Source organism: endosymbiont of Ridgeia piscesae, assembly GCF_001443665.1.
Classification (GTDB): Bacteria; Pseudomonadota; Gammaproteobacteria; order Chromatiales; family Chromatiaceae; genus Endoriftia; species Endoriftia persephonae.
In genome coordinates this window covers 1-14,904 of sequence record NZ_KQ557125.1, presented here as the reverse complement: position 1 = coordinate 14,904, position 14,904 = coordinate 1, and the positions used below count along the sequence as shown (strand labels likewise).

At 61.8% G+C, this 14,904-nt stretch carries 13 protein-coding genes and 1 pseudogene; all 14 read left to right on the top strand.

The window, feature by feature from the left end; translation table 11 throughout:
* The first annotated feature begins 82 nt into the window (after window positions 1-82).
* Complete coding sequence (locus tag Ga0074115_RS06965; protein WP_057956242.1) at window positions 83-1,378, top strand: adenylosuccinate synthase; 1,296 nt, start codon at window positions 83-85, stop codon at window positions 1,376-1,378.
* An 86-nt stretch (window positions 1,379-1,464) separates the two neighbouring features.
* On the top strand, window positions 1,465-2,835 hold the full coding sequence (gene pabB / locus Ga0074115_RS06960; RefSeq protein ID WP_057956241.1) for an aminodeoxychorismate synthase component I: 1,371 nt from the start codon (window positions 1,465-1,467) through the stop codon (window positions 2,833-2,835).
* Between the two features lie 44 nt (window positions 2,836-2,879).
* Window positions 2,880-3,404 (top strand): DUF2141 domain-containing protein, encoded by a 525-nt coding sequence (locus tag Ga0074115_RS06955; RefSeq protein WP_138921928.1) that lies wholly within the window; start codon window positions 2,880-2,882, stop codon window positions 3,402-3,404.
* 125 nt (window positions 3,405-3,529) lie between these two features.
* Entirely contained in the window at window positions 3,530-4,627 is a 1,098-nt protein-coding gene (locus tag Ga0074115_RS06950; RefSeq protein ID WP_057956240.1) for a Re/Si-specific NAD(P)(+) transhydrogenase subunit alpha, read from the top strand.
* Window positions 4,624-4,962, top strand: coding sequence for an NAD(P) transhydrogenase subunit alpha part 2 (locus Ga0074115_RS06945; RefSeq protein WP_370443652.1), 339 nt, complete (start codon window positions 4,624-4,626; stop codon window positions 4,960-4,962). Before Ga0074115_RS06950 ends, Ga0074115_RS06945 begins: the two co-directional genes overlap by 4 nt.
* A gap of 11 nt (window positions 4,963-4,973) precedes the next feature.
* Window positions 4,974-6,374 carry an NAD(P)(+) transhydrogenase (Re/Si-specific) subunit beta gene (locus Ga0074115_RS06940; RefSeq protein ID WP_057956239.1) on the top strand — a complete coding sequence of 467 codons (1,401 nt, stop codon included), beginning with the start codon at window positions 4,974-4,976 and terminating at the stop codon, window positions 6,372-6,374.
* A 140-nt stretch (window positions 6,375-6,514) separates the two neighbouring features.
* The gene (locus Ga0074115_RS06935) at window positions 6,515-8,833 is read left to right on the top strand and encodes a CRISPR-associated helicase/endonuclease Cas3 (RefSeq protein ID WP_060528357.1); all 2,319 of its coding nucleotides are present in this window, start codon (window positions 6,515-6,517) and stop codon (window positions 8,831-8,833) included.
* A gap of 106 nt (window positions 8,834-8,939) precedes the next feature.
* Window positions 8,940-9,382, top strand: a pseudogene (locus Ga0074115_RS15755) (REP-associated tyrosine transposase); the annotation flags it as partial.
* Window positions 9,383-9,501: 119 nt separating this feature from the next.
* Entirely contained in the window at window positions 9,502-10,191 is a 690-nt protein-coding gene (cas5c, locus tag Ga0074115_RS06925; RefSeq protein ID WP_057956238.1) for a type I-C CRISPR-associated protein Cas5c, read from the top strand.
* A 24-nt stretch (window positions 10,192-10,215) separates the two neighbouring features.
* Window positions 10,216-11,988 (top strand): type I-C CRISPR-associated protein Cas8c/Csd1, encoded by a 1,773-nt coding sequence (gene cas8c / locus Ga0074115_RS06920; RefSeq protein WP_232432959.1) that lies wholly within the window; start codon window positions 10,216-10,218, stop codon window positions 11,986-11,988.
* A 5-nt stretch (window positions 11,989-11,993) separates the two neighbouring features.
* Window positions 11,994-12,896: a type I-C CRISPR-associated protein Cas7/Csd2 gene (gene cas7c / locus Ga0074115_RS06915; RefSeq protein WP_087959745.1), complete on the top strand. Its 903-nt coding sequence runs from the start codon at window positions 11,994-11,996 to the stop codon at window positions 12,894-12,896.
* Between the two features lie 50 nt (window positions 12,897-12,946).
* A complete protein-coding gene (cas4, locus tag Ga0074115_RS06910) occupies window positions 12,947-13,591 on the top strand; it encodes a CRISPR-associated protein Cas4 (protein WP_057957264.1) in 645 nt (214 codons plus the stop codon).
* A complete protein-coding gene (gene cas1c, locus Ga0074115_RS06905) occupies window positions 13,588-14,622 on the top strand; it encodes a type I-C CRISPR-associated endonuclease Cas1c (protein ID WP_057957265.1) in 1,035 nt (344 codons plus the stop codon). Before cas4 ends, cas1c begins: the two co-directional genes overlap by 4 nt.
* A gap of 14 nt (window positions 14,623-14,636) precedes the next feature.
* Window positions 14,637-14,870 (top strand): CRISPR-associated endonuclease Cas2, encoded by a 234-nt coding sequence (cas2, locus tag Ga0074115_RS06900; RefSeq protein ID WP_057957266.1) that lies wholly within the window; start codon window positions 14,637-14,639, stop codon window positions 14,868-14,870.
* Window positions 14,871-14,904: the final 34 nt, after the last annotated feature.

Sequence of the window (14,904 nt, the reverse complement as noted above, 5' to 3'; positions counted from 1 at the left end):
CGCGCGGGTTAGCGCTAGCTTTCCAAATTTTAACAAAAACGGGTATAAAAGCCCCTCAATCGATCCAATGAGAACTGAGAGCATGGGAAAGAACGTCGTAGTTATCGGTACCCAGTGGGGTGATGAAGGCAAAGGCAAGGTTGTCGACCTACTGACCGACAAGGCATCCGCCGTAGTTCGTTTTCAGGGCGGTCACAATGCGGGCCACACCCTGGTGATCGATGGCGAGCAGACTGTGCTGCACCTGATTCCCTCTGGTGTGCTGCGCGAGGGTGTGCGTTGCCTGATCGGCAACGGTGTAGTGCTCTCACCTGTGGCGCTGCTGGAAGAGCTGGAGATGCTGGAGAAAGCTGGCGTGCCAGCCCGTGAGCGCATGGGTATCTCCGAGTCCTGCCCGCTGATCCTGCCCTACCATATCGCCCTCGACGGTGCCCGTGAAAAGGCCCGCGGCAAGAAGGCGATCGGCACCACCGGGCGTGGCATCGGTCCGGCCTATGAGGACAAGGTCTCGCGCCGCGGTATCCGCCTGGGTGAGATCTTCGACGAGGCGCACATCACCAGCCGCCTGAAAGAGGTGATGGACTACCATAACTTTGCGCTGAAGAATCTCTTCAACTTCGACACCGTGGACTATCAGCAGGTGCTGGATCAGCTGCTGGCCCAGGCCGAGCAGCTCAAGCCGCTGGTTGAAGATGTCACCGGTACCCTGCATCAGCTGCGCCGCGCGGGCAAGAGCGTGATGTTCGAGGGCGCGCAGGGTGCGCTGCTCGACATCGATCACGGTACCTACCCCTATGTGACCTCCTCCAACACCACCGCCGGTGGCGCTGCTTCCGGTAGCGGTGTCGGGCCACGCTACCTCGATTATGTGCTGGGCATCGTCAAGGCGTACACCACCCGAGTCGGCGCAGGGCCTTTCCCCACCGAGCTGTTCGATGAGGATGGCGAGCACCTGGGGGTCAAGGGCCACGAGTTTGGCGCCACCACCGGCCGCAAGCGCCGTTGTGGCTGGCTCGATGCGGTGGCGCTGAATCGCTCTCTCGATATCAACAGCGTCAGCGGTATCTGCATCACCAAGCTCGACGTGCTCGACGGCATGGAGCGGGTGAAGATCTGTGTTGCCTACAAGCTCGATGGCAAGGAAGTGACTACCCCACCGGTGGGTGCCGACCGCTTCGAGCAGTGCGAGCCGATCTTCATCGAGATGCCCGGTTGGCAGGAGTCCACGGTTGGTGTCGTCAGCTACGATGCACTGCCACAGGCGGCCCGCAACTATCTGGCGAAGATCGAGGAGCTGACTGAGACCCCCATCGACATAATCTCCACCGGACCGGATCGCAACCAGACCATCATTCGTCGTAACCCCTACGAGGTCTGAGTGAGACAGCCTGCCACGGCAGCTTCGGTTGCCGTGGCGATTGGCTAGACCGCAGTTCGGTTTGTCTTACCTCCCCTCTGACAGCCATGTCCCCGCGCCTGCAGCGTCTGCCCTACCACCCCGACAGCGCCAAGCTGTTCGCCGAAGTACGGCATCTGCCCTGGGCGGTGTTTCTCGATAGCGGTCGGCCCATGAGCCAGCAGGGGCGCTACGACATCATCGCCGCCGATCCCTGGCGCAGGCTCACCACCCATGCCGCTCAGACCCTGATTGAAGGGCGCGATAGCGCGCATCATTCGGCGGCCAATCCCCTCGAATTGCTGCGTGAGCAGCTCAACGCTTCTGCCAGCTCGGCCATCGACGGGTTGCCCTTCTGTGGCGGTGCCATTGGCTATTTTGGTTACGATCTGGTGCGACGCTTTGAATCCCTGCCATCTCTCGCTGAGGATGCGGAGGGGCTGCCGGAGATGCAGATCGGCCTCTACGACTGGGCGCTGGTGGTGGATCATCATGCTGAGTCGAGCTGGTTGCTGGGGCAGGGGCGGGACACGCGGACCGAACGGCGCTGGGATGAACTGGTGGCGCTGTTTTCCAACCCGAAGCCCGCAGAGGCAGGTGGCTTTCAGCTCACCGGCCCACTCGGTTCGAACCTGACTCGGGCGGAGTATCAGCAGCGTTTCGAGCGTATCCAGCGCTACATCCATGATGGCGACTGCTATCAGGTCAATTTTGCGCAGCGTTTCGAGGCGCCAGCCGAGGGCGATCCCTGGGCGCTCTACCTCAGGTTGAGACGCACCAACCCGGCTCCATTCGGCGCCTACCTACAGCTGCCCGACTCGACTCTACTGAGTTCCTCACCGGAGCGCTTCTTGCGGCTTTGTGGGGATCGGGTCGAGAGCGCCCCGATCAAGGGCACCAGCCCGCGCTTTGCCGACCCTGAGGCGGACCGCCGATCCAGACGGCAGCTGCAGCAGAGTGAGAAAGATCGGGCTGAGAATCTGATGATCGTTGATCTGCTGCGCAATGATCTGGGGCGGGTCTGCCGGCCCGGCAGTATCCGGGTGGAGCGACTGTTCGAGATCGAATCCTTCGCCCGGGTGCATCACCTGGTCAGCCAGATCGAGGGGCGGCTGGCAGCAGGCCGGGATGCGCTGGATCTGCTGCAGGCCTCGTTGCCTGGCGGCTCGATCACTGGTGCACCAAAGCTGCGGGCGATGCAGATCATCGAGGAGCTGGAGCCGCACCGCCGTGGTGTCTATTGTGGCGCCATCGGCTATCTGGGGTTCGATGGGGCGATGGATACCAATATTGCAATCCGCACCATGGTCTGGTCCGACCAGCGTATCCGCTTCTGGGCCGGTGGTGGTATCGTCGCCGATTCCGAGGTCGATGCGGAGTATCAGGAGACCCTGTACAAGGTCGCACCGCAGATCGAGCTGCTGCAGGAGCTGAGCTGAAAGAAAGCTTTGCTGCAGTGACAGGAAACAGGGAGAGAGTCGAGATGAAATATTTGGCAAGGTGGATGGTGCTCTGGAGCCTCGTTTCGGGGCCACTGCCGGCCGCTGAGCTGTGGGTGACTCTGGAGAATGTGCGCAGCAGCGAGGGCAAGCTGCTGGTGGCGCTGCACAACAATGCGGAGACATACGCCACAGACAGCGACTTTGCCAGCGACGGGTTTCAGGCCTATGCCTGGCAGGTGGTCGAGCCGCGATCGCCCGAAACGCGGCTGCACTTCGCCGATATACCGGCCGGGCGCTATGCGGTGTCGGGTTTCCATGATGAAAATGGTGACCGCCGGCTTAACCGCCAGATTTTTCCGCTGACCGGTATGCCCAGCGAGCCCTATGTCATCTCCAACAATGGTGTGCTGATGTTTGGCAAAGTGCGTTTCGAGGATGCCCTGTTCGAGATCAGAGAGCCGCGCACCGAGATCCGTATCTCTGTGGCGCAGCATTTGGAGAGGCTTCGCGACGCACTGCTCAAAGAGCGGGAAGAAAATTCTGTCGAACCATCACAGATTCACTGAAAAATGTGACTACCCCTGAGGATTTTGTGGCTTTGCCGGCTCTCTCTTGAGCTAAGGTCGGCTTGGCAGGATAATGCCGCGCTTTGTGGCCACTCTGGCCGAACCCTGCATGATAAGGGCAGATAATGAAGATTGGTGTTCCAAGAGAGAGCCTGGCCGGGGAGACCCGGGTGGCAATTACCCCCGATGTGGTGAAAAAACTGACTGGCAAGGGTTTTGAGATCCTGATCGAGGCAGGTGCAGGCGAGTCGGCGCATTTCCCAGATGATGAGTACAGCGCTGTCGGCGGCACGCTGGTCTCCAACGCCGAGGCGTTGGCAGCAGAGATCGTGGTCAAGCTGCGCAAACCCTCCGCGGAGGAGGTGGCGGCGATGGCGGATGGCGCCATCTACATCGGCCTCGTCGAGAGCTGTGGCGAGGATGAGAGCATCAAGGCGATGCAGGCGAAGGGCATTCGGGTGCTGGCGATGGAGCGGATTCCCCGTACCTCCCGCGCCCAGTCGATGGATGCGCTTTCTTCCCAGAGCAATATCGCCGGCTATCGGGCGGTGATTGAGGCGGCCGCCCACTACGGCCGCTTCCTGCCGCTGATGATGACCTCTGCCGGCTCTGCCAAGCCCGCCAAGCTGGTGGTGCTGGGGGCCGGTGTCGCCGGCCTGCAGGCGATCGCCACCGCGCGCCGTCTGGGTGCCGATGTGCATGCCTATGATGTGCGTCCAGAGACCAAAGAGCAGATTGAATCCCTCGGCGCCAAGGCGATCGAGCTGGATATCGGTGAGAGCGGCTCCGGTGAGGGCGGCTATGCCAGGGAGCTCTCTGACGAAGCGAAAGCGAAACAGCAGCAGGCACTCGCCGATGCGCTGGCCAAGGCGCATGTGATCATCTCCACGGCGATGATCCCCTGCCGACCGGCGCCGGTGTTGATTACCGAGGAGGTGGTGAAACGGATGCGCGCCGGCTCGGTGATCGTCGATCTGGCCGCTGCTAGCGGTGGCAACTGTCCGCTGAGCGAGGCGGATCAGGTGGTCATAAAACATGACGTGATCATCGTCGGCCACACCAACTATCCGGCGATGGTGCCCTCCGATGCCAGCGCCTTCTACGCCGGTAATCTCCGCAATCTGTTGGATATCATGGTGGAGCAGGGCGAGGCGGGGCTGCAGCTGAAGGATCTCGATGAGGATGAGATCACCGAGGCGATGCAGCTCCGGGCCGACGCCTGATTCAGTTTTTACCCGCGCCCGGTGGGCGCAGAACGGGAGCACTCCCAATGCCTGATACACTGGTTTCACTCTATATATTCGTACTCTCCTGCTTCATCGGCTACTACGTGATCTGGGGCGTCACCCCGGCACTGCACACCCCGCTGGTGGCGCTGACCAACGCTATCTCCGGCATCATAATTGTCGGTGCGCTGCTGGTCACCGGCCTGGAGAGCGCCAGCACCAGCGCCGAGATTATCGGCTTCTTCGCGGTGCTGCTGGCATCGATCAACGTCTTCGGTGGCTTTCTGGTGACCAACCGGATGCTGGCGATGTTTAAGAAAAAAGATAAGTGAGGCGCTAGATCATGGAACTCTCTGTGGACATTCAGGCGCTGGCCTATCTGATCTCGGCGGTGCTGTTTATCCTCGCCCTGAAGGGGCTGACCCATCCCGCCTCGGCGCGCCGTGGTAACTTCCTCGGCATGGCCGGCATGGCGATCGCCATCGCGGCCACCCTGATGGGCGGTGAGGTGCAATCCTACGGCTTTATCATCGCCGGTGTGGCGGCGGGCGCGCTAATCGGTGGTGTGCTGGCGATGCGGGTGGAGATGACTGCGATGCCGCAGTTGGTAGCGGCACTGCACAGCTTTGTCGGTATGGCAGCGGTGCTGGTGGCGATCGGCACCTATCTCAACAAGGCGGCGGCCGGACAGCTCAACCCGGTGCTGATGGGCGAGCTCTCCGCCGGCATCATCATCGGTGCGATCACCTTCTCTGGCTCGGTGGTAGCGTTTGCCAAACTGCAGGGGCTGGTGAGCGGTGCGCCGGTAATCTTCAAGGGGCAGCACGCGCTGAATGCGCTGCTGGCAATCCTCACCATCGGTTTGGGTATTCACTTCGGCATGACTGAGAGCATGCTCTCGCTGTTCATCATGACCGCGCTGGCTTTCATTCTCGGTTTCACCCTGATCATCCCGATCGGCGGCGCGGACATGCCGGTGATCATCTCGATGCTTAACAGTTACTCGGGATGGGCGGCGGCGGCCACTGGTTTCACCCTGCACAACAATTTGCTGATCATCGTCGGCGCGCTGGTCGGTTTCTCCGGCGCGATCCTCTCTTTCATCATGTGCCGGGCGATGAACCGTTCCATCTTCAACGTCATCTTCGGCGGTTTCGGTTCGGATGACGCTGGCGGCGACAGTGCGGCGGCCCAGGCGGTGCAGAAGGGCGTGAAATCTGCTTCGGTTGAGGATGCGATCTACTGGGTGGAGGATGCCAACCGCGTCATCATCATCCCTGGTTACGGCATGGCGGTGGCCCAGGCGCAGCACGCCCTAAAGGAGATGATGGAGCTGCTGGAGGCGAAAGGCGTGGAGGTGAAATTCGGCATCCACCCAGTGGCGGGGCGCATGCCTGGTCACATGAACGTATTGCTGGCCGAAGCCGACATCCCCTACGAAAACGTGCTGGAGATGGACGAGATCAATCCCGAGTTCCCGACCACCGACGTCTGTCTGGTGGTAGGCGCCAATGATGTGGTCAACCCGGCGGCCAAGACTGACTCTTCCAGCCCGATCTACGGCATGCCGATTCTCGATGCCGAGAAGGCGCGTCAGGTCTACTTCCTCAAACGCTCGATGCGCCCCGGCTACTCCGGTGTCGACAACCTGCTCTTCTACCAGGACAACACCTCGCTGATCTTCGGCGATGCCAAAGACACCATCGAAGGCATGGTTGCGGCGCTGAAAGGGGGTGGGCACTGACCCCCTACGGTCTGTTGGCAGATGAAAAAGCGGGCTTCGGCCCGCTTTTTTTATTGCTATTATTTGGCCTGTCGTTAACAGGGAACGCACCTGAACGGGTGTTGCCACAGCGAACATGGATCGATCACTGAGGAGAGGTCATGATGACTGCCCGCACACCCTTTGCCCATACTCACCCCGACCATCCAGAAGCGTTTGAGCAGTGGGAGCGATTGTTGGGGGAGGGAGGCCACCTGGAGGCGGTGGCCCAGTGCGCCGAGGCGTTTGCCGCCCAGGCCTTCTCGGAAGGGGCGGCGTTCTGGCCCGTGCTGGCGGCCTTGATGGGACGCTGGCACGATCTCGGCAAGTTTTCTGACGATTTCCAGGGCTACCTGCGGGCAAGCGCCACCTCGGGCGGTGACAGCCATACCGGCGAGGTCAGAGGCAAAGTCGATCACACCTCGGCGGGTGCGCAGCACGCCATGACGGCGTTGCCACCCCCCCTCAGCGCACTGCTTGCCTATCCCATCGCTGGTCACCACGCCGGGTTGCTCGATGGCCTTGCCACTGGGGCCTGTCTGAAGGCCCGACTGACCAAGAGTGTTCCTGACTGGCGGTACAGCGCCCCGGACGAACTGCTTGAGGCGCCCGCGATTGAACTGCCCAAGATTCCCGGGGCTACACGGGAGGCGATTGCCTTCAATCTCGCCTTCGCCACCCGCATGCTCTTCTCCTGCCTGGTGGATGCCGACTTCCTCGCCACCGAAGCGTTCATGAACCCGCAGCAGGCGGCGCAGCGCCCGACCGATCAAGTGGATTTTACGGCACTTGATAGGCACCTCTCCGATTACATGCAACAGAGATTCGGCGATGCCAGCGGCAGGGTCGCCGAGGCCCGTGCCGAGGTGTTGGCCGCCTGCCTTAAAGCAGCTGAGGGCCAGCCCGGACTCTACTCGCTGACGGTGCCCACTGGCGGTGGCAAGACCCTCGCATCCCTCGCCTTTGCGCTACGCCACGCCGCGTGCAACGGACTTGGTCGGGTGATCTACGCCATCCCATTCACCAGTATCATTGAACAGAATGCCGAGACCTTCCGGGAAGTCTTTGAGGCATTCGACGCCGATCTGGATGAGCTGATTCTGGAACATCATTCCAACTTTGACCCGGACAACGAGACCACACGCTTGCGCCTGGCCAGCGAGAACTGGGACGCGCCGCTGGTCGTCACCACCAATGTGCAGCTGTTCGAGTCGCTGTTCGCCAACCGTACCTCGCGCTGCCGCAAGCTCCACCGTATCGCCGGCTCCGTGATCATCCTCGACGAGGTGCAGACCCTGCCGGTGACCCTGCTCGAACCCTGCCTGAAGGTGCTGCGGCTGCTGGTCGAGCAATACGGCTGCAGCGTCGTCCTCTGCACCGCCACCCAGCCCGCCATCGAATATCGGGAAAAAGAGTTCGAGATCGGCCTGCCGGAAGCAATCCCGATCATCGCCGACGCCCCGGCCCTCTACCGGCGCCTGAAGCGGGTCGAGGTGCGGGATGCTGGCACACTCGACTGCTCCCAACTCGCCGACCGCCTGCTGGAGAGTGAACAGGCGCTGGCCATCGTCAATACCCGCCGCCACGCCGCCGATCTCTACCGGGCGCTGAAGGAGAAAGCGGGAGCCGAGAGCTGTTTCCACCTCAGCGCGGCGATGATCCCCAACCACCGCAGCACCCGGCTCGATACCATCCGCCAACGGCTGAAGGCGGGGCAGCGCTGCCGGGTGGTCGCCACCCAGCTGATCGAGGCCGGGGTCGATGTGGACTTCCCGGTGGTCTGGCGCTCGCTGGCCGGTCTCGACTCCATCGCCCAGGCCGCCGGACGCTGCAACCGGGAGGGGCTGCGACAGGGTGCGATCACCTGGGCCTTTCGGCCCGATGAATCGGAGCATCCGATTCCCCGTGGTTACCTGCGTCGCTGCGCCGATGCCGCCTCCCAGGTCATGGCAACGGGCCGATACCACGACCTGCTAGGTCTCGACACCATCGCACACTACTTCCGGCTCCACTACTGGCAGCAACAGAGTGACTGGGACAAGCAGGGGATTTGCGACCCGGTTAACTGGAACCTCGGTAACCAGCCACCCTATCTGAACTTCAACTTCGCCACCGTCGCCGAACGCTTCCGCTTCATCGGCGACAGCCAGCGCCCGATCATCGTCCCCCACGACGACAAGGCCCAGGCGCTGGTTGAACGCCTCTACGCCATCGAGGCCAGCGGAAACCGGATACCCCGTGAGTTGCGGCGAAAGCTCCAGCGCTACAGCGTCAGTGTTGCCGAGCGTCACTGGCGCACCGCACTCGGTGCCGGGCAAATCGAACTGCTCTGCGAGTGGTTTGCAATACTTGCCGCCCCGCAACTCTACTATCACCCGGAATTGGGCCTGCAACTCGATGCCGACCCTCTCTACGACCCTAACGAGCTAGTGATAGGATGAATTCAACAGCTGTTTTCGCGGGCAAGCCCGCTCCCACAAGATCGGAACTGGCTATCCGTGGGAGCGGGCTTGCCCGCGAACAACCTAGCCCTCAAGGACGAGACCTATGCCCCAAAGCCATCGACTGAGAAAAGGACGCCACAGCGAACCAGGCCGCGCCTATCTGCTCACCACCGCCACCCACCAGCGGAGACCGATTCTGGCCGATTTTCGATATGGGGCCGTGGTCGCCCGGGAGCTGTGGCGGGCAGAAGCGATCGGCCTCTGCCACACCCTCGCCTGGGTCGTCATGCCCGACCATCTCCATTGGCTTATAGAGCTACGGGAAGGGCCACTGGCCGATCTCCTGCGCCGGGTCAAATCCCGCAGCGCCATCGCCATCAACCGGATCAGAAGAGGCCAGGCCCCGTCTGGCAACCCGGTTACCACGACCACGCACTGCGCCGGGAAGAGGATCTGGTCACCGTCTCCCGCTACCTGGTCGCCAATCCCCTGCGAGCCGGCCTGGTCGCATACATCGGTAACTATCCCCTCTGGGATGCCATCTGGTTCGATGGCTATAACGGGTCAGGTGGGAGCGGGCTTGCCCGCGAACAGCGCCTTGCGCGCCCCAGGCCACTCCCACAAAGCCCCGAGACAACCCCGGACCGAAATGAGGAGAACAACCCATGACACAAGGTGTGAAACTGCTGGTCAGCGGCGACTACGCCTGCTGGACCCGCCCCGAGATGAAGGCCGAGCGGGTCTCCTACGACGTGATGACCCCCTCCGGGGCGCGCGGAATTCTGGAGGCGATCTACTGGAAGCCGCAGATCCGCTGGGTGATCGACCGGATCAGGACCTTCGCCCCGATCCGCTTCACCAACATCCGGCGCAACGAGGTGGCCTACAAGATCCCGCTCAGAAACATCAAGACCGCGATGAACGGGGGCGCCGAGGTCCTCGCCCTCTATGCCGACGACTCGAAAAACCGTCAGCAGCGCGCCTCCCTGCTGCTGACCAACGTCTGCTACGGCATCGAGGCCCACTTCGAGATTATTGAGGCACGGGAGCGGGATGGCACCACCACCGCCAATCCAGCCGCCAAGCACCTTGACACCTTCAACCGCCGTCTGCGCAAGGGCCAGTGTTTTCACCGCCCCTACCTCGGCACCCGCGAGTTCGCCGCCCACTTCGAGCCGGTGGAGCAGTGGCCCGACTGCCCGGCTGAACTGCGCGGTGAGCGCGACCTCGGCTTCATGCTCCACGACATCGACTTCACCGACGACATGACCCCGCGTTTCTTCCGTGCCCGGATGGTGGATGGGGTGATCGACCTGGGCGAGTGTCTGAAACAGACGGGAGGGGCGCTGGCATGATCCTGCAATCCCTCAACCGGCTCTATGACCGCTTGGCCGACGACCCCGCCTACGCCATCGCGCCCCCCCGGCTACAGCCTGCAGAAGATCGCCTTTGCGGTGGTGATCCATCCCGATGGACGTCTGCACCAGATCAGTGACCTGCGGGACCACAGCGGCAAAAAGGCCGTGCCGATCCAGCGGCTGCTGCCGGGGCAGGCGAAGCCATCCGGCTCCGGTCTCAACCCCTGTTTCCTCTGGGACAACAGCGCCTACCTGCTTGGCCATGTCGCACCACGTCAGGCAAAGGAGTCGATCGACAAGTATCGAAAGCGTGCAGTGCGCACCCAAGAGTCGTTCGCCGCCTTCCGTGAGCGCCACCTGAAGTTGGAGGAGGAGATCGACGATCCGGCGTTCTCAGCCATCTGCCGGTTTCTCGAAGAGTGGGCCTGCGAATGCAGCGACGACCACCCCCTGTTGGGGGAGATCAGCAGTGGTTTCGGCCTGTTTCAACTGCTCGGCGAGACCCGCTATCTCCACGAGTACCCGGCAATCCGGGCCTGGTGGCAGCGCCAGGATGAGGTTGGGCCATTGGATGCCGCCGGTTCGATCTGCCTGGTCACCGGCCAGCCATCACCGATCGCATCGATCCATGAGCCAAAGATCAAGGGGGTAGGTGGTGCCCAGTCGTCTGGCGCACTGCTGGTCTCATTTAACTGCGACGCCTTCACCTCCTACGACAAGTCGCAGAGCCACAACGCCCCGGTCTCCGAGGCGGCCACCTTCCGTTATGCCACTGCGTTGAACGGACTGCTCAGCGGCCCGCATAGTCACCGGCACCGCTTCTCACTGGGGGATACCACCATCGCCTTCTGGACTGGCGAGACGACCGTCGCCGAAGGCTGGTTGAGTGCGATGTTCTCTGGCGACCTGAATAGCAACGAGGCGCAGGATGCCGCCACCCTGCAACAGATCGAGGTGCTGCTGAAGGCGTTGCGTAGCGGTGGTGACGAACTGCGGGCATTGGGCGACGACCCAGCCACACCGATCTACCTGCTGGGACTGGCCCCCAATGCGGCGCGGCTGTCGGTGCGCTTCTGGCATACCGACACCCTGGGCCACCTGTTCGACCGGCTCAAGGCCCACTACGAGGCATTGCGCATCGTTCCCCAGTTCGAGGCGGGCAGCAAAAGGCCAGACCCGGAGTTTCCGCCATCCTGGCGTCTACTGCGCGAAACCGCCCGCGAGAGTAAGGACATCCCACCCCTCCTGGCCGGTGCCCTGATGCGCGCCATCCTCGAAGGCACCCCCTATCCCGACAGCCTGGCCGGCGCGGTGATCCGCCGTATCCGCGCCGACCGCACCATCAATTTCTATCGCGCCGCTGTTCTCAAGGCGTGGCTGACCCGTCTCAATTGCACCCAAGGAGGAATCCCCGTGAGTCTGGATACCGAAAGAACCGATCCGGCCTACCGGCTGGGCAGGCTGTTTGCCGTGCTGGAAAAGACCCAGGAAGATGCGCTGCCTGGTATCAATGCCACCATCCGTGAGCGCTTCTACAGCGCCGCCTCGGCCACCCCATCGATGGTCTTTCCGCGCCTACTGCGCACCTACCAGCACCATTTGGCCAAGCTGGTGTCGGGGGCCAAGGTCAACCGTGAAAAGCTGGTGCAGGAGATCGTCGACGGTCTCGACACCATGCCCCCTCACCTGAACCTGGAGGCTCAGGCGCTATTTGCCATCGGCTACTATCACCAACGCAAGGCGCTGTTTGGTGGCAACAAGGCCCAGGACATGACAACTGACGACAAGGAGTAATCACCATGCAGAACCGCTACGATTTCATCTACCTGTTTGATGTGAAAGACGGCAACCCCAACGGCGACCCCGATGCGGGCAACCTGCCGCGGGTCGACGCCGAGACTGGCCACGGGCTGGTCACCGATGTTTGCCTCAAGCGCAAGGTGCGCAACTTCGTCGGGCTGGCCAATGGTGAACAGCCGCCTTACGAGATCTACGTCAAGGAGAAGGCAGTGCTGAATAGTCAGCATGGCCGCGCCTATAAAGCCTTCGAGCTGAAGCCGGCATCAAAAAAGCTGCCAAAGAAGGTAGAAGACGCCAAGAGGGTCACCGGATTCATGTGCCAGAACTTCTTTGATATCCGAACCTTTGGTGCCGTAATGACGACCGAGGTCAACTGTGGACAGGTGCGTGGGCCGGTGCAGATGACCTTTGCTCGTTCTGTCGATCCGGTGGTCTCCGCTGAGCATGCCATTACTCGCATGGCGGTGACCACTGAGGCCGAGGCGGAGAAACAGCAGGGCGATAATCGCACCATGGGCCGCAAATTCACCATCCCTTACGGACTCTATCGCGCCCACGGCTTCATCAGCGCGCCGCTAGCGGAGAAGACGGGCTTCTCCGAAGAGGATCTGGAACTGTTGTGGCGTTCCTTGGAGCAGATGTTCGAGCACGACCGTTCTGCCGCCCGGGGCCAGATGAGCGCTCGTGGCCTGTTGATCTTCAGGCATGATGACCGGCTTGGTAGTGCACCGGCCCACACCCTATTCGATCGGGTGAGCATCAAGCGCGTCGATACCGCAGAGCCGGCCCGCGCCTTTGACGACTACCGGGTGTTGTTCGATGGTCAATCCATTGGCAATCTGGTCGAGGCAGGCGGAGAGAAGGATTTGGGCAATGGCGTCACCCTGCTGCGGCGACTGTAGCGGGTGGCTTTGTGATAGAGGCCATCCAACCCCGGCACAAGGAGTGATCCATGTACACGGAAGATGCGCTGCTGCCCCTCTCGGCCCTGCAACATCTGGCCTACTGCCCGCGCCAGTGCGCCCTGATCCACCTGGAGCAGAGCTGGCAGGAGAACCGATTTACCGCTGAGGGGCAGATCCTGCACCAGCGCGCCAACAGCGGTGAGGCGGAGAGCCGGGGTGATCTGCATATTGCCCGTTCGTTGCGTCTTCACTCCCGCCAGTTGGGGCTGAGCGGGATCGCCGACGTGGTGGAGTTTCATCAGTCAGAGGAGGGGGCGCGGCTAGCGGGTCGGAAGGGGTATTGGCGGCCCTACCCGGTGGAATATAAGCGGGGTCGGCGCAAGCGCGATGACTGGGACCGTATCCAGCTCTGTGCCCAGGCGCTCTGCCTCGAAGAGATGTTCGACACACCGGTTCCCGAGGGGGCATTGTTCTACGGCAAGGCGCGCCGCCGTGAACGGGTGCCGCTCGATGCGCTGCTGCGGGAGCAGACTACGGTACTCGCTGCACGGCTGCATGCCCTCTGGTCTGCTCAAAAGACCCCATCCCCTGAGCCAGGCCCCAAGTGTGAACACTGTTCGTTGGTTGAGCTCTGCATGCCACGGCAGGGTTCCGCCAGCGACTATCTGCAACGGATGCTTGGTCTGCCATGAAAAAATTGCTCAATACCCTCTATGTCACCACCCAAGGGGCCTGGTTGGCCCGGGAACGGGAGAATGTGCTGGTGCGGATCGAACGGGAGACCCGCCTGCGGTTGCCGATCCACACCCTTGGCGCCATCGTCTGCTTTGGTCAGGTCTCTGCCAGTGCGCCGTTGATGGGGCTCTGCGCCGAGCGGGGTGTGGGGTTGGCCTTTCTTACCGAACGGGGGCGATTTCTGGCGCGGGTGCATGGGTCAGTTTCGGGCAACGTGCTGCTGCGTCGGGAACAGTATCGCCGGGCCGATGATGATGCAGCCACGGCTCGTATTGTCTCGGTGCTGGTCGCCACCAAAATCGCCAACAGCCGGACGGTCTTACAACGTGCCCTGCGTGATCGTCCGGATGGCGAGGGTGCCGCACGGTTGCAGGCAGCGGTGACGCATCTAGCCAGTCTGCAGCGCAGTGTAGTGGGGAGGGGTGATGGCCTCGACAGCCTGCGTGGTAGCGAAGGTGCTGCAGCCCGCGCCTATTTCGGTGTCTTCAATGACCTGATCACCCATACTGACCCGGCCTTTTGTTTTGATGGGCGCAGCCGGCGGCCGCCCCTCGATCCGCTCAATGCGCTGCTATCGTTCCTCTACACCCTGTTGCGCCATGACATAGCCTCCGCGCTGGAAGTGGTTGGTCTTGATCCGGCCGTTGGCTACCTGCACCGTGATCGACCGGAGCGCCCTGGTCTTGCCATCGACCTGATGGAGGAGTTGCGCGCCTTTCTTGTCGATCGACTGGTGCTTAGCTTGATCAACCGGCGTCAACTCAAACCGGGAGGGTTTACGATAAGTGAGGATGGGGCGGTGATGATGAACGATGAGATTCGCAAGGCGGTGCTGGTCGCTTACCAAGAGAGAAAGGCCGATCGGTTGCGCCACCCCTTTCTGGGTGAGGAGCTTGAGATTGGTCTGATTCCCCATATCCAGGCACGCCTTTTCGCCCGCTATCTGCGTGGTGACCTCGATGCCTATCCCGCCTTTATCTGGCGCTGAAGTGGAGAGCTGTCATGATGGTACTCATTACCTATGATGTTCGCACCGAAACCCCAGATGGCCCCCGTCGCTTGCGCCGGGTTGCCAAGGCTTGTCAGGATTATGGCCAGCGGGTCCAATACTCCGTCTTCGAATGTTTGGTGGACCCGGCCCAGTGGGTGCAGCTTAAACAGCGCCTGATCGAAGAGATCGATATTAATCGTTCCGAAAGTATTGGCAGTGTATACTGCTTTCCATGGCTACGATAAAAGAACAGCGTGATCAGAAAAGGAAAGATGTAGT